26 protein-coding genes are annotated in these 22,410 nt (G+C 32.9%); 1 reads left to right on the forward strand and 25 read right to left on the reverse strand.

Annotated features, from left to right (window positions below):
- Positions 1-226: 226 nt before the first annotated feature.
- From BLP68_RS19875 to BLP68_RS19905, 7 genes are all read right to left on the reverse strand, one after another.
- The gene (locus BLP68_RS19875) at positions 227-931 is read right to left on the reverse strand and encodes a pseudouridine synthase (protein WP_207647956.1); all 705 of its coding nucleotides are present in this window, start codon (positions 929-931) and stop codon (positions 227-229) included.
- A gap of 221 nt (positions 932-1,152) precedes the next feature.
- On the reverse strand, positions 1,153-2,511 hold the full coding sequence (locus tag BLP68_RS19880; protein ID WP_091547371.1) for an MATE family efflux transporter: 1,359 nt from the start codon (positions 2,509-2,511) through the stop codon (positions 1,153-1,155).
- Between the two features lie 41 nt (positions 2,512-2,552).
- Positions 2,553-2,969 (reverse strand): MarR family winged helix-turn-helix transcriptional regulator, encoded by a 417-nt coding sequence (locus tag BLP68_RS19885; protein ID WP_091547373.1) that lies wholly within the window; start codon positions 2,967-2,969, stop codon positions 2,553-2,555.
- A 120-nt stretch (positions 2,970-3,089) separates the two neighbouring features.
- Complete coding sequence (locus BLP68_RS19890; RefSeq protein ID WP_091547375.1) at positions 3,090-3,890, reverse strand: hypothetical protein; 801 nt, start codon at positions 3,888-3,890, stop codon at positions 3,090-3,092.
- Positions 3,891-4,003: 113 nt separating this feature from the next.
- The gene (locus BLP68_RS19895; protein WP_091547376.1) at positions 4,004-5,320 is read right to left on the reverse strand and encodes an aspartate kinase; all 1,317 of its coding nucleotides are present in this window, start codon (positions 5,318-5,320) and stop codon (positions 4,004-4,006) included.
- 202 nt (positions 5,321-5,522) lie between these two features.
- Positions 5,523-5,969 carry a hypothetical protein gene (locus tag BLP68_RS19900; protein WP_091547378.1) on the reverse strand — a complete coding sequence of 149 codons (447 nt, stop codon included), beginning with the start codon at positions 5,967-5,969 and terminating at the stop codon, positions 5,523-5,525.
- 321 nt (positions 5,970-6,290) lie between these two features.
- Positions 6,291-6,839, reverse strand: coding sequence for a hypothetical protein (locus tag BLP68_RS19905; RefSeq protein WP_091547380.1), 549 nt, complete (start codon positions 6,837-6,839; stop codon positions 6,291-6,293).
- Positions 6,840-7,036: 197 nt separating this feature from the next.
- Between BLP68_RS19905 and BLP68_RS19910 the strand changes: the two genes are divergently transcribed.
- A complete protein-coding gene (locus tag BLP68_RS19910; protein WP_091547381.1) occupies positions 7,037-7,528 on the forward strand; it encodes a YajQ family cyclic di-GMP-binding protein in 492 nt (163 codons plus the stop codon).
- A 149-nt stretch (positions 7,529-7,677) separates the two neighbouring features.
- Here the strand turns inward: BLP68_RS19910 and BLP68_RS19915 are convergent, their stop codons facing one another.
- The 18 genes from BLP68_RS19915 to BLP68_RS19995 form a co-directional block, all read right to left on the reverse strand.
- Entirely contained in the window at positions 7,678-8,214 is a 537-nt protein-coding gene (locus BLP68_RS19915; protein ID WP_091547383.1) for a GNAT family N-acetyltransferase, read from the reverse strand.
- Between the two features lie 78 nt (positions 8,215-8,292).
- Positions 8,293-9,567: an MFS transporter gene (locus BLP68_RS19920; protein WP_091547385.1), complete on the reverse strand. Its 1,275-nt coding sequence runs from the start codon at positions 9,565-9,567 to the stop codon at positions 8,293-8,295.
- A 119-nt stretch (positions 9,568-9,686) separates the two neighbouring features.
- Entirely contained in the window at positions 9,687-10,712 is a 1,026-nt protein-coding gene (locus BLP68_RS19925) for an ArsR/SmtB family transcription factor (protein WP_091547387.1), read from the reverse strand.
- Positions 10,713-10,952: 240 nt separating this feature from the next.
- Complete coding sequence (locus BLP68_RS19930) at positions 10,953-11,216, reverse strand: hypothetical protein (protein WP_091547388.1); 264 nt, start codon at positions 11,214-11,216, stop codon at positions 10,953-10,955.
- 12 nt (positions 11,217-11,228) lie between these two features.
- Positions 11,229-12,482, reverse strand: coding sequence for a DNA polymerase Y family protein (locus BLP68_RS19935; protein WP_091547390.1), 1,254 nt, complete (start codon positions 12,480-12,482; stop codon positions 11,229-11,231).
- A gap of 461 nt (positions 12,483-12,943) precedes the next feature.
- Positions 12,944-13,450 (reverse strand): flavodoxin domain-containing protein, encoded by a 507-nt coding sequence (locus BLP68_RS19940; protein WP_091547391.1) that lies wholly within the window; start codon positions 13,448-13,450, stop codon positions 12,944-12,946.
- A gap of 49 nt (positions 13,451-13,499) precedes the next feature.
- On the reverse strand, positions 13,500-14,039 hold the full coding sequence (locus BLP68_RS19945; protein ID WP_091547393.1) for a hypothetical protein: 540 nt from the start codon (positions 14,037-14,039) through the stop codon (positions 13,500-13,502).
- Positions 14,040-14,238: 199 nt separating this feature from the next.
- Positions 14,239-14,826 (reverse strand): AAA family ATPase, encoded by a 588-nt coding sequence (locus BLP68_RS19950; protein ID WP_091547395.1) that lies wholly within the window; start codon positions 14,824-14,826, stop codon positions 14,239-14,241.
- A gap of 143 nt (positions 14,827-14,969) precedes the next feature.
- Positions 14,970-15,383 carry a DUF3788 domain-containing protein gene (locus tag BLP68_RS19955; RefSeq protein ID WP_091547397.1) on the reverse strand — a complete coding sequence of 138 codons (414 nt, stop codon included), beginning with the start codon at positions 15,381-15,383 and terminating at the stop codon, positions 14,970-14,972.
- Between the two features lie 412 nt (positions 15,384-15,795).
- Positions 15,796-16,695: an aminoglycoside phosphotransferase family protein gene (locus tag BLP68_RS19960; RefSeq protein ID WP_091547398.1), complete on the reverse strand. Its 900-nt coding sequence runs from the start codon at positions 16,693-16,695 to the stop codon at positions 15,796-15,798.
- 455 nt (positions 16,696-17,150) lie between these two features.
- Positions 17,151-17,399, reverse strand: coding sequence for a hypothetical protein (locus BLP68_RS19965; RefSeq protein WP_091547400.1), 249 nt, complete (start codon positions 17,397-17,399; stop codon positions 17,151-17,153).
- A gap of 30 nt (positions 17,400-17,429) precedes the next feature.
- Positions 17,430-17,693 carry a UPF0158 family protein gene (locus BLP68_RS19970; protein WP_278278258.1) on the reverse strand — a complete coding sequence of 88 codons (264 nt, stop codon included), beginning with the start codon at positions 17,691-17,693 and terminating at the stop codon, positions 17,430-17,432.
- A gap of 30 nt (positions 17,694-17,723) precedes the next feature.
- The gene (locus tag BLP68_RS21900; protein ID WP_176759129.1) at positions 17,724-17,891 is read right to left on the reverse strand and encodes a hypothetical protein; all 168 of its coding nucleotides are present in this window, start codon (positions 17,889-17,891) and stop codon (positions 17,724-17,726) included.
- Positions 17,892-18,208: 317 nt separating this feature from the next.
- Positions 18,209-18,613, reverse strand: a complete 405-nt coding sequence (locus BLP68_RS19975; protein WP_091547403.1) for a GNAT family N-acetyltransferase — start codon at positions 18,611-18,613, stop codon at positions 18,209-18,211.
- A gap of 383 nt (positions 18,614-18,996) precedes the next feature.
- Positions 18,997-19,467, reverse strand: a complete 471-nt coding sequence (locus BLP68_RS19980; protein ID WP_091547405.1) for an NUDIX hydrolase — start codon at positions 19,465-19,467, stop codon at positions 18,997-18,999.
- 167 nt (positions 19,468-19,634) lie between these two features.
- Entirely contained in the window at positions 19,635-20,099 is a 465-nt protein-coding gene (locus tag BLP68_RS19985) for a GNAT family N-acetyltransferase (protein ID WP_091547407.1), read from the reverse strand.
- A gap of 362 nt (positions 20,100-20,461) precedes the next feature.
- Positions 20,462-20,986, reverse strand: coding sequence for a nitroreductase family protein (locus tag BLP68_RS19990; protein ID WP_091547408.1), 525 nt, complete (start codon positions 20,984-20,986; stop codon positions 20,462-20,464).
- A gap of 324 nt (positions 20,987-21,310) precedes the next feature.
- A complete protein-coding gene (locus BLP68_RS19995; RefSeq protein WP_143003135.1) occupies positions 21,311-22,099 on the reverse strand; it encodes a hypothetical protein in 789 nt (262 codons plus the stop codon).
- Between the last annotated feature and the right edge of the window lie 311 nt (positions 22,100-22,410).

Raw genomic sequence — 22,410 nt, forward strand, 5'->3', positions numbered from 1 at the left:
TTATTATACACTTTTTTATTAAGATATACAAAAGTATATTTATATATTTAATTAATGTAGATCTAGTTAAATCATTTTCTATGATTAAAATTACATAAAGTACAATACACAAAAACCCATCCATCTCAACACATTACACTAAATGCATTATGATGCTGGGTTATTGGCAATATTATAATATTGTTAAAAGAATAAAATTACATATTATTAATATTTAATTAACTTGTTACAATTTTTTTAAATAATTAATCTCTTCCTCTTTCAAATGCCTCCATGATCCTAATTTTAAATTACCAAGTTGAATTTTTCCCATAGCAACCCTTTCCAATTCAATGACTGGATGGCCTATAGCATCACACATCTTTCTAATTTGTCTATTTTTACCCTCCCGAATGGTAATTTCGACAGTTGAAAAGTTGGAATCAGTACTTAATATTTTAAAATTGGCAGGGGCAGTTATATAATCTTCTATTTGTAAACCACTTTTAAATGCCTGGATTTTTGCTTGGGTGGGTACACCTTTTATTTTGCTCACATAAACCTTTTCAACCTTAAATTTTGGATGTGTTAGCTTGTAGGTAAGGTCCCCGTCATTTGTTAATATTAGTAACCCTGAGGTGTCATAGTCTAGCCTACCTACTGGAAATATTCTATAGGGTAAGTCTATTAAATCAGTTACTTTCTTTCTATTAAATTGATCTGATGCAGTGGTAATATACCCTCTTGGTTTATTCAACAAGAGGTAAATCGCCTTTTCATCATCATCTATTTTCCGTCCATCGACTATAACAGTGTCTTTATTAGGATCTATTTTAAAGCCCATCTCTGTCACTGTTTTGCCATTAACCTTTACTCTACCAGATTCAATTAATACTTCGCTCCTTCTTCGGGAAGCAACTCCACATATTGCAATGTATTTTTGAAGTCTCAAAGCTTGCACCTTCTTTACTCAGTTAATTTCGTTAAATATTATAAATAATTTACATATGCATTATTCATTATTATATCAATAATTTTTAATATCAGATTACCACAACTAGAGAATATTTTGCATTAAAATTATTGCCGTGGAAATAGTGAAATTTCAACATTTTATGCCTACTTTAGCGAAATTTGTGGTTGCAAAGTATATTATGTCATATCTATTAATAGCTAACTATTTTCGAGAATTGATGAATTAGTTAGTATTCGTAGTTCTTTGGACATAAATACCATAGTTACAACTGTTGACAATATATCTGCCAATGGGAATGCATACCATATTCCATCAAGGTTAAAGTACATTGGAAGTATTAAAACCAATGGAATTAAAAATAATATTTGTCGTGACATTGAAAGTATTAGGGAAGGTAATGCCTTACCTATTGCTTGATACATACTTGCTCCAACCACCTGAAGGCCTATAAAGGGTATTCCCAATACAATGACTCGAACAGCACCTACTGATAGATTTATCAGCTCCACATCATCACTAAAAATCTCCATGAAAAATCGTGGAAATACCATAAGCATTACAAAACCAAGTGTTGCAAGAAGAGTTGTTACTATAATAGATAAATTTATTGTCTTTTTAACTCTGTCAAATTGCTTTGCACCATAATTGTATCCAACAATAGGCTGTAATCCTTGTACAACTCCAAATAAAGGCATAAAGGTAAACATTAACAGTCTATTTATAACTCCAAAGGCTGCAATAGTTATATCCCCTCCATAAAAGGCCAGTGAATTATTTAGTATAATTGCCATAAAGCTTCCTGCCACCTGGCGAGCAAAGGCACTTGATCCAATGGCAAATGTTTCATTAATTATTTTTAAATCAGGCTTCAAATTTTCCACTTTGAATTTCAATGTGCTTTTACCTGATACAAAATAAATAACAAGATATATTGCTGTAGTTGCTTGTGCTAGAACAGTGGCTATTGCAGCACCCCTTATTCCCATTCTAAATACGAAAATAAAAATTGGGTCTAGTATAATATTTAATCCTGCAGATATCAACATTGTAATCATTGCCATTTTAGCATTACCCTCTGCTCTAAGAATACTATTACTAGCCACAGCAAAGGTAAATAACACAGTTCCTAATAGTATTACACCCATGTATTCCATAGAATAGGGCAAAATTGATTCAGTAGCACCAAATATCATTAAAATAGGCTCCATGAATGCTAATCCTAAAATTGTAATCACAATACTAACTACAATTACAAGACTAAAAATATTACCCATGGCCCTCTCTGCTCTTTCATTATCTCCACTACCCATGCTTCTAGAAATTATAGAAGCACCTCCAATTCCTATTGCCTGTGCAATCGCTAAGGAAATCATCTGCAGTGGAAAAGCAATGGCAAGACCAGCAATTGCCATGGTCCCTACTCCTCTTCCAACAAAGATAGTATCAACAAGGTTATATAATGCCTGCACCATCATACCGATTACTGCAGGAGCCGACAGTCTAAACAATAACTTTCCTATTGCTTCATTACCAAGTATTTTGCTATGATCATTCATGTTATCACTCCATTATTTTGACTTATTTATTGTTCCTATCATTACAAATTTTGAAACATTTTTTTTAATAGCTCTTGGGCTTTATTTATTTCTTCATCTGAAAAGTCCTTCAATAAAGTTTCCATCCAGTTAGAAAGAGTTTTATATATCATTGGCTGTAGCTCCCATCCCTTGTCTGTCAAATAAACACAGTAGGACCTTTGGTCCAACGGGTTACGTTTCCTAATGACAAAACCCCCATCTGTAAGTTTTTGTATTGCACGGCCAATTGTTGCTTTATCTACCTTAACAATATTTGAAAGCTCTTCTTGATTAATACCATCCTTTTTATACAGAGTTAATAATATAGTGTATTGACCACTACCAACTCCGAATTCCTCCAGCTCTCTAGATATATAACCTTGGCTTGTTCGATATATATAGGATATATATTTACCTATGTTTACATGATTTTCCATTGAATCCGCTCCTATTTTATTGGACTATATCCATTATAAATTAAAATAGTTGCGTACGCAACTATTTTAAATAAAATTATTCTGCTAATAATTACTTTTGATTATCTACAATTTAATTAACTATATTTTGAAGTTGAACTTTTTGTCAATATAGCCTTCATTATTATTTATAAATATTAGAAAAGAAAACAATGCTGTAAAAAGTGCACTTGCTCCTATTAATTCTACAGATTCCTCTATTAAAAAATCCATTAAGAAAAACCCCACCGAGCCATAGAACCTCTCGGCCATTGCATTATTTAGTACTACTTGGTGTAACCAATCGCCTGTCTTCAAATACCAATCGTTGATGTCTCTAGTGGCTGAAGCGATTGATATAACTCCATAGGAAACAAAGCCTATAATCAAATAAAACCTTGTTTTTTTACTATGCCAAATATAGGTTCCATATTTAATAATTGCAAACATCATAATAGCGCCCAATACTGAATAAAATGCCAGCTCTGTAAGGGTTGCAACAGTTTGTCCTCTTCCAAAGAAGAAATATGTATATTCTTTTATATTATGACGTACATTACCTGCATCCTCCATAAACATGATGGCTAATCCAATACCTAAAAACATAAAAAACTTAGCAGTATATTTACTGCCTTTTCCAGATAGTTTTCCCCATATAAAACCACATAGTAAAACACTAGCACCTAGGAAGGTCCACTGTAGCATTTCAGTTATTTGAGCTTCCTTAAACAATTGAAACCATAAGAAACCCCTATCAAAGCGCTGTATATACCTTTGAAGATTAAATATATTTCTTATATCTATAAAATATGATAAAAGCCAAGCTACAACCAAGTATAAAAGTGTAAGACTAAAAATATGCCATGGTTGGATTCTTTCCCATATTGATTTTGATTTTTTCACCTTATCACCCTCCTTAATTTTTTCCCTATATTCTGTGTAGATATAAATATTTTTACTATCTTTCATAGAATTATTATATTAAGGATGAATATATATTTGATATTAATATTGCCTTATATTTTGGTTGTATATGCGTTATAAATAGCTCTAACTGCAGCCTCTAAATCCTTTTCTTCTACCCCTACAATAATATTAATTTCACTTGAGCCTTGATCTATTATCCTTACATTTATATTATTTTCTGCCAGTGCTGTAAAGAGTCGTGCTGCAATTCCTGGTGTATATGACATTCCATGGCCTACAGTGGCAATCAAAGCAATGCCAGGTATTATTTCAATTGAATCAGGTTTGCATTCTGCTTGTATTTCTTTTACCAAGGAATGAATATCCTTTATTTGACTGGCCTCCAATACTAAGGATATAGTATCAATTCCAGTTGGAAGATGATAAAAATAGATATCATGCTTTTCAAGCACTGTAAGAATCCTTCTAACAAAACCAACCTCATAGTTCATAAGGTTTTTTTCTATTGTAATAATGGTAAAGCCTTTTTTACCTGCAACTCCTGTTATTCCATTTCTTGAAGCACTGTCAGAATAACTGATTATCATGGTTCCAGCATTTTCAGGATCATTTGTATTTCGTATGTTTATTGGAATACCAGCATTTAAAACTGGGAATATTGTTTCTTCATGCAGCACACTTGCCCCCATATATGAAAGCTCCCTTAATTCTCTAAAGGTAATTTGCTTGATTTGTTGAGGATTATCAACTATCGATGGGTCTGCCATTAAAAAGCCAGATACATCAGTCCAGTTTTCATATAAGTCAGCCTCTACACCACAGGCGATAATTGCTCCTGTAATATCTGATCCTCCTCTTGAGAATATCTTTATATCACCATTATAATTGGAGCCATAAAAGCCTGGTATAACTGCATTGTCATTTTCACTTAAAAGCTTGTTTATTGTAGTATAGGTTTTATTTTGGTCTAGAAGGCCATCTTCATTAAAATATATTATTTCTGCTGCATCAATAAATTCATATCCAATATACTCAGCTAAAATTATACCATTTATGTATTCTCCTCTACTTACAATAAAGTCTAGAGATGCTCCATCCTGTATTTTTTGTTTTATTTCCTCAAGTATCTCTTTTATAGGAACATTCAACTCTAATTCATTCACTATAGAAATATATCTACCCTGTAGTTGATTAAAGTATTCATTAAATAGCTTTACATCATCACTATATGTATAGCAAAGATACAATAAGTCTGTTATTTTGGTATCTTCCTTATCTCGTTTACCCGGTGCAGAAGGAACTATGAAACATCTCTCTTTATCTTGCATAATTATTTCTTTCACTTTAATAAATTGGCTGGCATTGGCCAATGAAGTCCCTCCAAATTTTGCCACCTTAACTCCCATATCTTTCTCCCCCTATTTATGTATAATTATACTCCATTATAATTTCGGAAAATTCTAATGTCAATAAATAATAAAAATACACCTCCAAATATTATTTTTGGGGTGTATTTTATTAATTGCTTATTCTGAAAGGAGTTTTTATACATAATAATTTTGATAAGTTCAGTAAAGGCTTTTATATACAATAGATTAAAAAATATTTCTATCTATGTTTGTAGTCGTATTCTGGTACACTAAACCTTCTTAAATAGGCGCACTTACCACCACATCTTTCTTCATAGTAATGGTGTCTCACATATGTTTTAATTGCACAATTAACATGGGTATTACATGTTGTAGCACCAATATAGTCCCAGCCACCTGTACCAACATGAGTAGTTGTAATATAACCATCACAACGACTACATTCTATGGCCATAATTTCTACATCATCTATATTAATATCCAGTTCAACAAAACCATGGTCATCAGCGGGAAGATCACATTCTTGTCCTTGATGGTGCTCGTGGACGCATTGATAAAAGAATATATCTTCCTCTCCTACATTTAGTTCATCCTCGCTTGTTTTAGCACTTACAAAACTAAACAAAAATAATGACATAACTAATGTTAAAATTAACAGATTCTTTACTTTTTTTACATCTTTCATTGTATTCATCCTTCCATCTGTTTTGTCTCTATAATAAGCCTTAACTGAACTAAAACTAATGCCCATAATTGTAGTAAATTCTAATCTCTCAGCCAAGAAACACTTTTCTAACAACTGGATAATTCTATTTCATAAGCTCAAAATCCTTATTATGGTAATTTTACTATATATTTCTTTATATGTCAATTATATCTTTTGCATATTATTAGTTTTATTTATATTTATTTTTGATAGACTACTAGTCTTTCTTAATAGGATTTTATACTACTTTTAACTATTAAAGACACCCCTCTATTGTTTACTGAGGGGTGTCTTTGCTTTCTAGTATGGCATTTTGAATCTTCTATCCGCCTGTTTAAGCATTGCCAGTATTAAAACTCCAACTATTATTACATAAATGAATAATGGTATGAAAAGAAAAAGTGCTAAAGGGATTAATAGAAATAAATGAACAATTGATAAGATAGCAACTTGACCAAATAAATAATAACGCCAACGTTTTTCTGTCATGATCATTAATTCATAATCCTTTATACCATCTGCCATTTCACCTATACCTTTTAAAACATTATATACCATCATCAAGTTAATAATAGCTCCAATTATAGAAATAACAACTATTAAGCTTGAACCTCCAAGGTTAATATTAATTCCATTAGTTGGAGCCTCATAAATATCTAATATAGATAAAAATATTAATGGAAATGCATATTTCCTTGCCCTTTCAAAATGTGGGCTATCTTCAATCAGTCTAGCCAGCGTTGAAAATATTATGATATAACCCACTATATCTGGTAGTACATTGAAGCCTTGAAGCCTAAAGTCAAAAAGTATAAATAGAAAACCCCAAAATAACCTGTTAAACACCATAAAAATCCTCCATTCTGAAATCATTTATGTAATAGAAATTACTAGTTATATACTTATTTCAACATTATTTAGATTTATACCTTCTAAATAGCTTAATAAATCAAAAGTATAATATGCTTTTTTGTGTAGCTTATGGACATTTTGCTAAAATTAGGGATATAATATAAGGGACAATCTTTCTGAAAGAGGTGATACATATGGCAAAGGACAGTTCTTTTGATATTATTTCTAAAGTGGACCTTCAAGAGGTTGATAATGCAGTTAATCAAACTGCTAAGGAGATAAGCCAAAGATTTGATTTAAAGGACACTAATACTAGTATCGAGCTGGGTAATGAGGAAATTACTATATCTGCCGATGATGACTTTAAGCTTAGAAATGTTATCGATATTTTACAAACAAAAATGACTAAAAGAAATATTTCTCTTAAAGCCTTAGAATATGGTAATGTTGAAAAGTCACTGGGTGGTAGAGTAAAGCAAATTATTAAGCTTAAACAGGGTATTGAAAAGGATGAGGCAAAGCTTATAACTACAACCATAAAAAATTCTAAAATCAAGGTTCAGGCATCTATTCAAGGAGATTCAGTTCGAATTACTGGTAAAAATAAAGATGATTTGCAGGAAGCAATTCAATTGTTAAAATCAGCTGATCTACCCTTCCCTTTACAATTTGATAATTATCGTTAAGAAAACCTCCCATTGGGAGGTTTTTAGGTTGATGACAAAAAATCGAGTTTGATAAATAGATATTACTTTGTCATCAATATGAAGACTGATTAAAAGGCTACAGATTCGAGGCGCAAGAAAACCTAGCGACTGCAGCGTATAGAGAAATACTAATCAATTTCCATCCCCATAACTATGCAATCATAGAATACATCATCCATCATAAATTCTCTTGTTATCAAGCCCTCCTGTTTAAAGCCCATATCCTCATATAGAGTAATACCCCTTGTATTATCACATCTTACCTTTAGGTTTATTTTTCGCACAATTCCTGTATTTTTACTCCAATCAATTAAATAATTAATTAGCTCTCTTCCAATTCCCAAGCCCCAATATTCCTTTAAGACACTAACTCCAAATTCACCAGTTTGTTTTGTCCGAGGCCTAGCCCCTCCAGTAAAATTTAAGTTTCCTGCAATTTCTCCATCTATTTCAGCAACAAGAAATAATGCATTTTCAGCCTTCAAGGTATTTTCAATAAAGGCTTCCTCTTGCTCTAAGGTTATATTTATTTCCCCTAACCCAAAGGTTAAAAAATCTGATTCTCCAGCAATAACCTGTAGGTAATCAATTAGTGCTGAAGCATCCTTCTTTTCTGCTCTCCGAATGAGCATATTTTTTCCGTTTTTTAAATTAAAGCTTTTCATGGTACTATCCCCTTTGATTTATATTAACAATCATTTTACCAGATTATAGCTATAATATTCAATAGAGGAAAAAGATATTTATATATCCTTTACTAAATCATTGGATATATCCTGAATTTTTCTTTCTTTTATCATAAAGGGAATATGAACAATTAGCTTTAATATCATACCAATGGCTAAAACTGCTATAGGGTACAAAAATACTTCCTGATTAAAAAGATATCCGTAAATTTTAAAGCCTATAAACCTTCCGGCAGCAAATAACATTATTAAAATTGATCCAAATCTACCCAATAGCTGATTTGGTATATTACTCTGATAAAAGGAAACAAAATATACACCATAATAGCCAAAGGATAAAAACATAATAAAATTTATAAAACTAAAAAATATTACTGTAAGCAGTGAACTGGTTTTTAATAAAGCTACAAAGCTTGGGATTATAAGTAGCCCCACAAACAATACTGATAACAGCATACCTACGATAGCAAAATTTATACTTTCTGCTTGATTTAACTTGTTTTTTGTTAGGGATACCAGCCCTACTGATAAAATAAATCCAACCGGCATTATACTTTGAACAGTTCCATAGGCTACTTCGGATACAGCGAATATTTGTATTAATAAATAAGGAAAGCCTACTAGGAAAAATGGAAATAAAAATACATGGGATAATATCCCATTGGCCACTAAAGAAGTAATCCTAATATCCTTAAGAAAAACCTTAAACCCATCCCACACCTCATCCATAAATCTACCAGCCTCTGAGTTTTTTTGAAGAAGAGGTAGCTTCATAAATAATTCTGAAAGGGCAGATATTAAATAGGTTAAAGCATCAACAAATATTACGATCATTAAACCATATCTACCAAATATAAATGCTCCTAAAACTGGTGCCGCTATCCTTGTTCCCTCCATTACTGTATTCTTTAAAGCGTTTCCATCAACAAGCTCTTCCTTCTTCATAATTAATGGAAATATGGTTATAAAGCTTGGTCCGAAGAAAATATCACATAAAGAAAAAAAGAGGACTGTAATATATATGGTATTTAACTGTAGCTCCCCCCTTGTCACCAGCAATAAAACTAGTAGGTATATACATCTAATTATATCTAAAAAAATGATGGTCTTTTTCTTATCAAGACGGTCAACAATAGTACCAGCAAAGGGACCTAATAATATTTGTGGAATAACACCCAGTGCCAATATTGCCGCAAATTGTTCTGCAGAGCCTGTCAAATTTAATACATATAGGGACAAAGCGATGTTTAAAAATATATCACCAAAAATAGATGTTGCCTGCCCAAAAACAAAAAGACTAAAATTTTTATTCTTGAATAATGCCATATTCATAGTTATTACCTCCAGAACAAATTAGATGAGCATCTTATTAGATAATTATATTATAGAGTTCTTCAGATGAATTGTCAATATAAAAAAAGCCCCTATGGAGGCTCCAGACTGATATATATTTACTTGTTATACAAATAATTCTTTACATCTTCAAGTAATGAATCTACTTTTTCTATATTGGCACTGAAGTATTTAATATTTTTTTCTTTATGCTCCTTTATAAAGCCTGCTGCCTTCAATTGCTCTAAATGATGTGAGATAGTTGCAGTTGTTAGGTTTAACATTGCAGCCAATACCTTTCCATAGGTGGGCTCTGAAATTATATGACGTAATATCTCTAATCTTGTTTTGTCAGAAATGACACTTAAAGCACTTGCAATGCCTTTGCCTTCTTCAATTTTTGCACTTCTATCACTTATCATATCGTAGGCTATAACTATACTTTTATGGTTATATATCATCAAATGGTGAGGACTAATAAAATATGAAGGAACAAAATAATATTCTTCTAGGTCCTTAATCTCCCACTTCTTACCTATAACCTCCTGAACCAATGCCTTTGTTTCTGTTTTTATAATTCGAATACTCATATCCTCCACTGCTTTTTGATACTTCTCCTTCAGCTCTTTAAGCTTATTATTGAAAAGATCATTATCTAATTCCTTTATTAGATTAACGAAGGCTTGTTTATAACCATCGGTTTCAAAAAAAGCATGGTGAAGTGCACCTGTATTTTCACGAACAAGCCATGGGAATTCAAAGATCACATCATTTAAGTTTTCCTTTTTATTTACAATACCCTTAATTCGTTCTATACCAATTTGTTCGCCCGTTATCTTATGTAAAAATTCAATACCATCATAGTCAAGGATAGTCTGGCATAGCTCATCGATATCATCAAAAATATAGCCTTCTAATACAAATTCAATTAACTCCATTCCTTGAAGACAGGTTTGAGCCACAATGGAAAGCATCTTTAAGCTATCTGTTGAGAGCTTTTCATACATTTGATTGGCCCATTCTCTAGCAAATTCATGATGCTTACTATCTGCCAATAGCTGTATTGCTATTATTAATTCAATATTTTTAGAATTTAAAGCTATTACTTTTGTACTCTTAACATTCATATCCATATCTGAAGGCATTTTTATACTCCTGTTCTCAGATGAATAATTGTATTCTACAATTTCATCAGTTTTTCTTGTACTTTGGTATTTTATTTATTATATACCATTATATCACAGCAATGTTAAAGCAGTACAATACTAGAATATATATTATTGCTTCTTTATGTTAATAACAAAGGAATTGGTTAACGTAATATTGTTATGTTAACCAATATCTTCAAATTCCTCTAAACTTCATATTTTTTTATCCTGTTTAAGCTATATTTTATACAAATACCATTTACAGGTCTCCAGCTCATATCTTAGCTCCAATAGCTTTATTTCTCCATTAATACAGCTTTCACAGGTGTATTTCATCATTTTGTTACCTGCAAACTTATCCAGCTCCCGTTTAATAATTTTATTTACCTTGATAACTGTGTTTTCCTCTTCCTCGTTCAACAATCTAAACTTTACGGGTGTTGTGTTCCCTTCATAATCAAACCATGCCACCATCTCTACAGATTTTTTTAAAAGCCTCATGAAAACCACTCCTTAAAGTATGCTACTCATCATGGGATAATCTTCTTCTCCTACACCTCCAAGGAGCGGAGAAATTTCTCCATCGGCAAATATACCTCTAATAATAGAGTATTTTCCATATTTTTCCCTAAGCTGATCAATAGATTCATCCAATGCTCTATATTTTTCATTACACTTTTCATCAAACAAAGAAGTTTGAATTACCTCCTCCTTCGATAAATCCGTAACCCTAACTCCTAAATGGCGGAGCTTTTCTCCCTGCCAGCATTCATCAAATAGCTCCTTAACAACCCTGTAAATTTCGTTGGTAACGTTGGTGGGAGAAAAAAGCTTTCGCTGATGAGAGTATGTGTGGAGCTCTGAGTTACGGAGGGAGATAGCCACTACACTGGAGCAGCAGTGGGATTCCCTTAATCTGAAGGCTACCGATTCTGTCAAGGACAATAATATTTTGAAGGCTGTTTCTCTGTCCTCCACATCAAACTTAATGGTACTGCTATTTCCCATACCCTTCATTGGAATATGAGAACCATTAAAAACAGCAGATTCCTCTATACCATTGGCATAGCACCAGATTAAATGACCAAAGGACTTAAGCTTATCCATTAGTAGCTTGGGATCTGCCTTAGCAAGATCACCAATGGTAAATATATTCAGATGATTTAACTTCCGATGGGTTTTTCTTCCCACCATGTAAAGCTCCTCCACTGGCAGAGGCCACATTTTTGTTTCCATCTCATGGGGCCATAGGGTATGAACCATGTCGGGCTTTTTTAATTCTCCAGCCATTTTAGCCATTAGCTTACTCCGTCCTATTCCAATGTTTACTGTAAAGCCCAGCTCCTCTTTAATTTTATTTTTAATGAAATGAGCAGCTTCAACAGCAGTGCCATGATTAGTCTCCATTCCTGTGTAGTCTATAAAAAATTCATCAACGGAAAATCGCTGTATAATAGGAAAATATTGATTCAACAATTCATAAAGAGCTTTACTACATCTCATGTAAATCGTATAGTTAGGAGGTACAATAACTATATCCGGGCATCTTTGCTTTACCTTCCACAGAACTTCTCCAGTTTTAATATCAAATGCTTTGGCGGGAATGCTTTTAGCCAGTACAATTCCTCTGCGATCCTCCTGAGACCCCCCCACCACCGATGGAATTTCCCTTAAATCAATGGTGCTTCCCTGCTGAAGATTATACACAGCCTGCCAAGATAAGTATGCAGAGTTTACATCTATATGCATAATAATTCGCTCTTTCATGCCCTTCTTCACTCCCACTCTAATAAGTAAATCTAAATTAAATTATTAATTAATAATAGGTTTTTTTCATTCAACATTCAACATTAAGCATTAAATTCATTACTAATACTAATTGCTCGCTTCTTCAGAACATATGTTCTGTTAATATTATACCACGTTTTTTAAAAAATAGAACACTAAATGAAAATTTAAATTCTGTTTTGCAAGAGTAAAATCCATAGTAATAGAAATAAAAAAACCATATCAATGGCTGATATGGCTGATTATTTTATGGTTACAGGAGAATTTATGTCAAAATTTGGATTTATTGCTAAAATGAAGTCTATAAATAAAGTATTGTATTTAACTATCCTCAAATATATCTTTGAGATCTGTACTCCCATATTTCTTAGCATATTCACTTGATCTAATATGACCTTCAGGTGCAGTTGGCATAGTATAATTCTTAAAAGGCTATAAAATTAGTGGGGATTCATTGCATTTACTATAAAAACTTTTATTTCATTTAAATTTTTCTTATGTAAGTCCTCTTTTTCAGTTAACATTCCCTTTTTAATTTCAGGAGTTTTGGCGAAGAAAGCTACAATTTTAATAATGTTTCTATCTATAAAGGACATACTCTTTAATAAGTATTGTCCACCTACTGGAAATATTTTTATTTTATTATATACTTTCGAAGGTAAACTTTTTTCTATTATATTATTTATAACAACATTATTACTGGCTCCGCTTGTGGCCATTAAAGCAGTAACCTTCTTACTGATTATTGTCCAATTATCTAACAAAAATCCTTTTAATGAAAAAGAACCAGCATGTATACTGCCAGCTAAGATGATAATATCATAATTATTTAGGTTATTGTTAAACTCAGTAATATTATATAATTCAAACTCAGTTTCTTCTTTTAACCATTCTGCATATTGTTTAGTGGAGCCATATTTTGATTTATAAATAATAATACCCTTCATATTTATGTTTCTCCCTCTAGATAGTTTTGTTTTTACATTTCTTATTTTATCACCATTGACCTTTATATAAAATTCTTTCTAAAATTGCCACTATGCTTGTAGTTATAACATTTAAAGTTATTATTAAACCAAACAGAAACTTATTTGACAATGTATGTTTTTTTAATATGCCAAATACCAAGGGTATTTCAACCAATATGGTTATGAATAAGTACCCAAATAATACAATATAATATGGTCCTGCATTGAATGCAGATTTCCATGCGTCTACCCAATTCGAAGCTGTTGCTTTCATCATGAATGTCCTCATAATATACGGGACTACAAAAGAAGCAACATTGGCAGCAATAACTATCCCTAAGACCTTTATTCTTTTCCAATCCATCTGTTTTAGCTTACCAAAGGTCACAATACCTAAATATTCAATTACTAAAGTGAATACTATCGCTATTGGTAACAATTTTTTTGGGCTTGAAGTTAGCCATATCCAAGACGAGTTGGCATATGCCACATCTGTTTGATATACAAAGAATAGAGTCAAATATAATACAAAATAATAAGCAAATTTCAACCTCTTTTTAGATATCATTCTCTCTCCCACCTTTTCAACAAACTCTATTCCTTTAGGAGTTTATAAAAGAATATGCGATGTATTTCTATCTCTGGATCAACTCATATAAATGTGAAGTATCATTGAATAGCTGCAATTCATTTTGACCATATCTACTTTTTGTTAGTATAGATATACTACACTCACAAACTCTGTATCTTCTAATTTGGATATTCCATTAACGTATATGTTTTATTAATATTACCGCTCTATCAATTAACTTTTTTAGATAGATTCTTTTATCAGGTAAAAGATTTATGCCACTTCTATTTGCAATTTCTTCAACAATGTAGTCAATGCTTCTGTTGTCTGTTATAATTTTTTCTTCAGTAATATCATTGTTAAAGGCCTCGATACAACGGTCAATTTGAGATTTTGCCCAAGTGTCGCCCCGTTCAAGTCGCATATTCAATCGTTTTAATATCGTTTCTTTATCTGCATATAAAATAAAATGCTTTAGAACCACACCGTCATCCATGAGTCGCTGGATTATTTCCTCATAGTATTGGCGGTTATTTATGGTCATGGGTACAATAAGGGTGCCTGCATATTCGTGAGATATATACTTTAGCATTTCATAATTAAAGAACCGCCATTGTTCATGGTTTTGAAAATCAGACCTTTGGGTTTCCTTTGGTGTATTTTTCCTGATAAAATACCCAATATTTTCCGGATCATAGATAAAAGAGTTTGGAAGCCTTCGATTTAATTCAAATGCGCATGTTGTTTTTCCGGAGCCAAATGCACCGTTTAACCAAATAATCATGTATATATTCTCCTCCAATTCTTGAGCATAAAATTAATAGAGCTTCTTATATCACCACCAAAATCACCAAGTCAGAAAATAAGAATAAAGAATCAATCAATTAACTGCGTATCATGCTCATAATCTGATCAACAAGTTGAAAGCTATTTCTTGTTAGGTTTTCGCTTAATTAGCAGCAACTTCTCCATCTCTGGAAATAGTGATGTATCAGTCAATTCAAACATCATCCATTTTCCATCGTGGTAGATCGTAGATTCATCGTAAACTCTCTGTACTTCTATCGAATAATTGTTCCTATTTGCTTCAAATTTGGCCCTTTCATCTTTGCCAAAGATAATCATAAAACCAAAAACATTTTCTTTAGCATATAAAGCACATAGAGATTTACCGCCTCTGCGATATTTATACTCGTATGTCCACCTTTTGCCACCACTATTCCAAAGCCTTTCCATATCATATTTTGATTCAATCAAATTACTCAGTTCAATCCAGACTTTAAATAACGGTTGTCCAATCAAAGCAATCATTTCTTCATTAGTCGGTACTTTTTTAAGCATTATTAATTCCTCCCCCTAACATACGGCGCATTATTTTTTATCATTATATAAATAATCTGTTGTTCATTATCTCCTACAAATTCGAAGGAATACGACAAATCATTTTCATCCGCGCCAAAGATGGCGCGACTTTTGCACGATATGTCGTAGAACGTTTCCGTGTTTACGACGTCTCTGAGCCGGACCCACTTGACCTTGCCCCCTGGGGAATTTCGCTCCCGGTGAAGGGATGTGGTGCGCTGATCCTTCCCTAAAAACGTGCCTGCAAGCACCCTTGCGTTAAACACAGTGTTGTGCGATGTACCAACCGGTCCAGCCGTACGGCGGAGTCAAAGCTGGACAAATCTATATATAATACTGCGCATTATATAAACAATGCAAATTTAAGAACAACTCATTTTTTGTTTAGCAATTACGAGGATTTCATGATATTTTCTGCCATAATAACACTCTGAATATCTGGCTTAGCATTATCTTCGACATCCCAACAGTTCGCCATTGACATTTCAATAAAATAGCATTGCTTGATTATCTTCTTCGGAATGCTTAGGCTTGTTTCTAAAGAATTAATTATAGTGCATATTTTTTCATAATACTTTTCAGAAGAAATGCCTTCTTCAGACTCATTCAAAATATATCGTGGCACATCAAATATCGGGTCACCCACAACACCTTTGGGGTCAATAATTTTATATTCCCCATCATCATTCAACAAAATATTGTCGTGATGAAAATCGCCATGCAATAGCATTTTTCTATTATATGATTGACTGATTTGCAAGCAAATGTTTTCTGCCTTTTTCATATATAAGTATAATTCTTTATAATCGTCACGACCACTCATGTATTTGGTTATTCTGCTTACCCATTCAATATAAGTCGGATACATACTGGGATTTTCAGGTTCTATATGGAGACCATTAAATAAATTTGAAAATACATTTAAACGTTTTTCCAATGATTGTTCGTCTCTCAAACGTATACCTGGTTTAATACACTCTTCCAAAATAACACCATTCTCAATATCAGAATCAAAAACATTGCAAAAACGTTTACCGTTATATTCCCGCAGTGTATTATACTCTGTAAAAACTTCTCTACAAGGTCTATTTATTTTTAAAATAGAATCACCAAATTTTTTTGAACTACATTTAAAAATACAGTTTACCGAAAAGTAATCAACTAATTCTAATATTTCTATTCCCCATTTATTCGAGTAAAATTCAATGTCATTTTGTACTTTATCAAAAAAGGCATCACCAAAATGTTCTATAATTTTCTGTGATTCAAATTCTTTGAAGTTATATATCATATAATTTCGCTCCTATCCCTCTTGAAATGAATTATCTGTACTTCGTAATATTCTACATATGTGTATTGGTAAACTATGCCTAATCGCCAAAACATTGTTGAACTAAACCGCTTATCGCGGTGGCTGTTAAAACCATATTTTCCCTTTAAATAAACTATTAGACATTCTTTTACTTTTTCCTTTACGATGATATTGTATTTAAAAATATTTTATGAAGGAGCTTTTTTGTCTAAGTTATTAGAAAAAATGAAAATGGATTTGGTTCTGCGAGGCTATAGTACAACACTCAAAAGACTTATTTGGAATCATTATGGTAAATCCCCTGAAGTGCTTGTCACCCAGTGAGAAGAGTGTGGTGCTGAACTTACCCCCAAAACGTGCTTCCAGCACCTTTATGCAAATACAGTGTTATCCGATCTGCGGTTAATGCTGGCTTTCACAATTATTTTCTATTATTACTCTTTAGGTTCATTTTCTTTATATTTCAACATTGCTTTTTTAGCTGCTTTTTCCTTGCGCTTTTTGTACATTTCTTGTATCCAAATATGTACAGGAGCCTTCCATTTTTGTTTTTCATTTGGAATATTTTTCATTAAGCTTTTGGGGTTTAATCCCATTTCTTTAGCCATTCTTATTGTATCTTCGTTAAGGCGACATTTTTTCTTTGCTTCTATCCATATCTGGTTCTTTTTGTTCTTATCCATAAAAATCAACTCTCTTTGCTTTTATAAGTATTATTTGTATGGTATCCCATTTTCTTCACACCATTCAATTGCAATTTTTTTAATTGCTTCATCACGATACTTATACCATTTTTCTTCTAGTCCATATCTTCTTATTTTATCTTTAAATCTTCGAAAAGCCCCGCCTCCTTTTATAGAATTATACATACCATCTCTAATATTATCATTTTCTATTTCCAAACAAAATTCTTCCATTATGCAATATTCATTAATATCAAACTGAGAAGGCAATAGTATAAAATAGTCCCCCTCCAAAATTTCTCGAGCAATTCTAATGTTATCTTGCTACCAAGTTGGGAATTCCTCTATTAGTGCTTCATCTTCAGCAGCTCTAATTTCTTCATCTGATATAGTTATTACCTCTCCATTTCTAAGATTTAAAAATACTCTCATTTCATCAGATTGGATTTCTAATCCTTCAATTATATCTTCTAATTTAACAATGTTCTCCATTTTCTTCACCTCTCTTGCTAGCTAAAATCACTTGCAATTTTTTTATAATTAAACTTAGCAATTTTGGATAACGTTTCGCATTTGCGACGCCTTCGAACTTACAAGGAGCTGGTAATGCCAGGGTTCCTCTGGGTCGGCTGATGCAGCGACTGACTCGGTTAGCGAGAAGGGGTGCGCTGACCCTTCGCCAAAAGCCGGCCCTCCAGCACCCTTGTGCAAACACATTGTATAAGATGTGGTGAAGTATTTTCTCTAATTATTTTCGTTTAAGCTAAAACTTGAATCATCATTCTATCTATCATTATTCTAAGCTGATTTTATTGAATTATTTTCAAATAGAAGTGTTCAGAGAACTCTTCAGTGTCATATCGTCCAACTTCCTTAAACCCTATAGATTTATAAAACTCTCGACCTTGCCAGTCAAATGTATCTAATCGAATCATATCTGCACCCAATTCCTTTGCTCTTTGTTCTAACTGCTCCATCAAGAGCTTACCTACACCTTTCCTCCTATACTCCTCATCTACGAAAACAGTTGAAACATAAAGAATACGAAAAGAAGTCATGCATGCATCTACTCCACCAATCAATTTCCCATTATCGAATGCACCAATCTGAACAAATCCATCTAATGGTTTTGGCAAAAACTTATTATCATATTCTTCTAACTTATTTTCAATATCACTAACCTGTGTTTTAGTCAAGTTCTTAATCTCATACATACTTTTATCCTCCGAAATCATCTATTTATTATAAACATTCTTTGTTTCACATTATTCTACCGTTATACAATGTCCTGGTTTTTCTCAAGCAGACCCCAGAGATCTGCCACGTTATAGCCATGTCTTATAACGTCTCGTGTTTGTGACGTCTCTAGCCAGACCCAAAAGATAGACCGTCTTGGAGGAATTTCATTCCCGGTGCAGGGATGTGGTGCGCTGACCCTTCTTACGTTATGTCTATGGATCAAGTTTCACTGACCTTGCCTCCGGCATCTCCCGTAAACATGCTGTTATACTTAATACTAAGTTCCAAAGTCTTTTATCAAAGAATGCTATTCCCATCACATCAGATTAAAGTTCAAAAATTATTCTTTTTAATCACACTATTCAAGGCTAACAAAATGTTCTATACCATCCGAAATATTTTCGATTTTATCTTTAATAAAAGATGGATAGATAGTTAACTGCTTCATCTCTTCAATCGACACCCATTTTAACATTATATTACAGTTATCTTTCTGTGAAACAAAGGAGTCATCTGGTATATCAGCGTCGTTTTTTAATGAAATAAGGTAATAAAAAGCAATTCCATGTGCATCTCGACTTCCCCATTTCCAAAAAGTTTCTTCTACCCATATAAGACGATTACAAAAAATATCTGCTCCAGTTTCTTCTTTATACTCTCTAATAAGAGTTTCTTCAGAAGTTTCCCCAATTGCAACATGACCACCTGGCAAAGCATATTCATTATTATCGCATTGAACAAGCATTCTGTTATTTTTTATCAAAACGCCTACGCTTCTAAAATTACATATGGATTTTTCATCCCTAAAACACCAGTCTTTCCTTTTCATAAAATTCCTCCAATGCTAAACTTTTGTACATTATCAAAATCTCTAAAGCATCTTTATAAATTCCGCCGCAGGACGTGGCGGTCTTCGCGCGCGATTTTATATAACGTATTGCATTTGCGATGCCTTCGAACTGGACCCCAAAGGATTTAATATCAATATTTTATTGATTACTCTTGATTTAGCTCTTTATCCATCCATATAATATTATCTAGATCAAAACCATTTTTCTTAAATAATTTTTGTGAAGCAATATTTTTCTCTCCGGTCATAGTTGCAATGTAATATATGTTTTTCTTCTTTAGCCAATTTTCTATCCATGATAAGAATGTTGAGGCATATCCAGTCCTTCTACAAGATGCATCAACGTGTATTTCGTTCAACCAAAAATAATCTCCTGCTTGTAATCCTACACCTACATTTCCGAAGGCAAACGATATAGGAGCATCGCTTTCATTATATCCAATAAAAAGTACAGCTCTACTAACAGGTTTCATTGCATTCAATAATGCCTGCTTAGTTTGTTCCAAAGATTTAGATGACCCAATAAACTCCATCTGATTTTGTATGATAGGTAAAATCAAGTCAATATGTTCTATTTGTGACTCACTAGTGTATGCTTCTATTCTAAACATATAATACACCCCTCTTAATTATTTTTAGTCTATGCCAAATTGACCCCATGCACTCCCCCGATATTGTGGTGTCAACTAACGTCTCCGTGTTTACGATGTTCCTGAACCGGACCCGCAGAGCCTTTCTTCGAAGGCGGTGCTCGCACCCGGTAAAGGAATGTGGCGAGTCCTTCTTCATGTTCAATCTACAGAGACCTACTTCATGCATATACTATCGAGTCCTTGTGTGAAGCTGTTGTTAGGCGACGGATTATGCCCCGTGACTCAGAGGGCGACAGGACGTCACCCTTAAACTTATCATTTGAACTTTACAGCGCATTATGTAAATATGATTTCATCATAACAAAGTTTTTGCTTAATTTTTATAACCAACTTATAATATTTTTAGAAATATCTCTTCTTTTGGATTTTAAACTATTTTTATTTGAATGGCCAACAGATATAACAGCCATTAATTGCAGGTCATCTGAAACTCCTAGTAACTCCCGTACCTGATCTTCATTTTTTAGTATTTCTCCAATCCAACAGGTAGCTAAACCCAACTCATTTGCAGCAAGTAATATATTCTGTATTGCAGCCCCAATCGACTGTATATGTTTCAAATGAGCACTTTCTATCTTGGGATTTGCTATTTTAGTATCAAGGAACACTGCAATTAAACAAGATGAATTTTGTACCCAATTACGAAACACTGTAAGAGACGATACCTCTTTGATTAAGTCTTTATTATTCACTACCACAGAGAATTTCCATGGCTGCAAATTATTCCCAGATGGAGCCCAACTAGCAGCAGTTAATAATTGCATTATATCATCCACGCTTACTTCCTGTGGTATATATGTTCGAACACTCCTACGATTTAATATACACGACATTACTGGTTTCACATTATCACTCCTCATTATTTTCAAATCTTTTAGCTAATTTTACTGCCAATTTGAATTAATAATAATTCTTAAACTCTGCTTATGCAATCCACCGCCGCAGGATGCAGCATCTTAGCGTGCGGTTTCTGAGAACGATTCGTGTTTACGACGTCCCTGAACCGGCCCCCTTGACCCTACCCCTTGGTGGAGCTTCGCTCCCGGTGAAGGGATGTGGTGCTCTGACCCTTCTCTTGACACGGGCTTCCAGCACCTTTATGCAAATGCTTTTGTTATGCGATGGCTCATGCTCCAATAATACTATCTAAATCAAAATATTTATACTCTTTACCAATTATCCCATGTTTTCCTTGACCTAAAATATTGGTCTGAATTATAGAACAGTCCAAATATTTCGCTAAAGAATGGAATGTCTTCTTTTCCAAGCTTCATAGCTTCATATTGGAGTGCACGTATTAACTCAACCCAAAATCTTACTACTTGAAGTACATAAAGCTGTCTATAAGGAGCAACCGCTTCGTACATTCCAGTTTGAAAACTGGCAGATGCAACATTTCCCAGAATACTGCCGTCTTCTGAAATATGACGTACTAATGCTATGCCATTAGTAATCTGATCAATTATTTCTGCGTTCTGTAAAATTCTTCTCTTTTTCTTTTCTGTTACATGCATTTCATAAAGAAATTTATCAATATTTTCATACCATCTTTTAATAGAATCACTTTTCTGTTCACAACCAACAATGATATTAATATTTGAATATCTGTCACCTTTGGCAAAATCTGATAGTATTTTCAAGATATCTTGATGAATTTCTCCATTCAAATCTTTCATAAAATTAAAATCGATTGATCGTTTTTCCGCAATAGCTATTGATTGCTCATAAATTAATTTTATATCATGTCCAATATTTTTTTTGACATAACTTAAATCAGGAAATTCACCATTGGAATTAATATAATAATCAAGAATTAGGCATATTTTCCCAATTCTCTCCAGCCCTGTTGATAAACAAATAAATGCTTGATAATATATACCTTTGGTAGCGTAATTTGCTTTTCTTATTTGAGTAATACTGGAGTGGTATAGCCTAACTGGACACATATAAATGTACATTGCTCCTGTTTACTTAAAATTACAAACTTAATTGAAATTTTTCTAATTTATCATTTTTAATAAAGTCCATATAATTCTTTTAAAGTTATTTTTTACCATTTGGTACCGTCAATTAACTAGTAATTAGTTATAGGGTCAACTTAAACATATATTTCCAACTAACCGTTTGCTAGTGACATTGAGCCTCTGTGGCTATGGTTCCAATCTTTTGAGGCATCTTATAAATTAATAAAGATTGGCCTCTTATCAAGCCTACCATACCCACACTCAATGTAAATAGTTCGCTACGCCAAACTAATTATGCAGCTTCT

The organism is Alkaliphilus peptidifermentans DSM 18978, assembly GCF_900101495.1.
Taxonomy (GTDB): Bacteria; Bacillota; Clostridia; order Peptostreptococcales; family Natronincolaceae; genus Alkaliphilus_C; species Alkaliphilus_C peptidifermentans.

Bases quoted from the DNA above. Each gene is read 5' to 3' on its own strand.
- BLP68_RS19880 (WP_091547371.1), bottom strand. From the start codon at position 2,511: ATGAATGATCATAGCAAAATACTTGGTAATGAAGCAATAGGAAAGTTA.
- BLP68_RS19885 (WP_091547373.1), bottom strand. From the start codon at position 2,969: ATGGAAAATCATGTAAACATAGGTAAATATATATCCTATATATATCGA.
- BLP68_RS19895 (WP_091547376.1), bottom strand. From the start codon at position 5,320: ATGGGAGTTAAGGTGGCAAAATTTGGAGGGACTTCATTGGCCAATGCC.
- BLP68_RS19900 (WP_091547378.1), bottom strand. From the start codon at position 5,969: ATGAAAGATGTAAAAAAAGTAAAGAATCTGTTAATTTTAACATTAGTT.
- BLP68_RS19905 (WP_091547380.1), bottom strand. From the start codon at position 6,839: ATGGTGTTTAACAGGTTATTTTGGGGTTTTCTATTTATACTTTTTGAC.
- BLP68_RS19910 (WP_091547381.1), top strand. From the start codon at position 7,037: ATGGCAAAGGACAGTTCTTTTGATATTATTTCTAAAGTGGACCTTCAA.
- BLP68_RS19915 (WP_091547383.1), bottom strand. From the start codon at position 8,214: ATGAAAAGCTTTAATTTAAAAAACGGAAAAAATATGCTCATTCGGAGA.
- BLP68_RS19920 (WP_091547385.1), bottom strand. From the start codon at position 9,567: ATGAATATGGCATTATTCAAGAATAAAAATTTTAGTCTTTTTGTTTTT.
- BLP68_RS19925 (WP_091547387.1), bottom strand. From the start codon at position 10,712: ATGCCTTCAGATATGGATATGAATGTTAAGAGTACAAAAGTAATAGCT.
- BLP68_RS19930 (WP_091547388.1), bottom strand. From the start codon at position 11,216: ATGAGGCTTTTAAAAAAATCTGTAGAGATGGTGGCATGGTTTGATTAT.
- BLP68_RS19935 (WP_091547390.1), bottom strand. From the start codon at position 12,482: ATGAAAGAGCGAATTATTATGCATATAGATGTAAACTCTGCATACTTA.
- BLP68_RS19940 (WP_091547391.1), bottom strand. From the start codon at position 13,450: ATGAAGGGTATTATTATTTATAAATCAAAATATGGCTCCACTAAACAA.
- BLP68_RS19945 (WP_091547393.1), bottom strand. From the start codon at position 14,039: ATGATATCTAAAAAGAGGTTGAAATTTGCTTATTATTTTGTATTATAT.
- BLP68_RS19950 (WP_091547395.1), bottom strand. From the start codon at position 14,826: ATGATTATTTGGTTAAACGGTGCATTTGGCTCCGGAAAAACAACATGC.
- BLP68_RS19955 (WP_091547397.1), bottom strand. From the start codon at position 15,383: ATGCTTAAAAAAGTACCGACTAATGAAGAAATGATTGCTTTGATTGGA.
- BLP68_RS19960 (WP_091547398.1), bottom strand. From the start codon at position 16,695: ATGATATATAACTTCAAAGAATTTGAATCACAGAAAATTATAGAACAT.
- BLP68_RS19965 (WP_091547400.1), bottom strand. From the start codon at position 17,399: ATGGATAAGAACAAAAAGAACCAGATATGGATAGAAGCAAAGAAAAAA.
- BLP68_RS21900 (WP_176759129.1), bottom strand. From the start codon at position 17,891: ATGGAGAACATTGTTAAATTAGAAGATATAATTGAAGGATTAGAAATC.
- BLP68_RS19975 (WP_091547403.1), bottom strand. From the start codon at position 18,613: ATGTATGAGATTAAGAACTTGACTAAAACACAGGTTAGTGATATTGAA.
- BLP68_RS19980 (WP_091547405.1), bottom strand. From the start codon at position 19,467: ATGAAAAGGAAAGACTGGTGTTTTAGGGATGAAAAATCCATATGTAAT.
- BLP68_RS19985 (WP_091547407.1), bottom strand. From the start codon at position 20,099: ATGTTTAGAATAGAAGCATACACTAGTGAGTCACAAATAGAACATATT.
- BLP68_RS19995 (WP_143003135.1), bottom strand. From the start codon at position 22,099: ATGTACATTTATATGTGTCCAGTTAGGCTATACCACTCCAGTATTACT.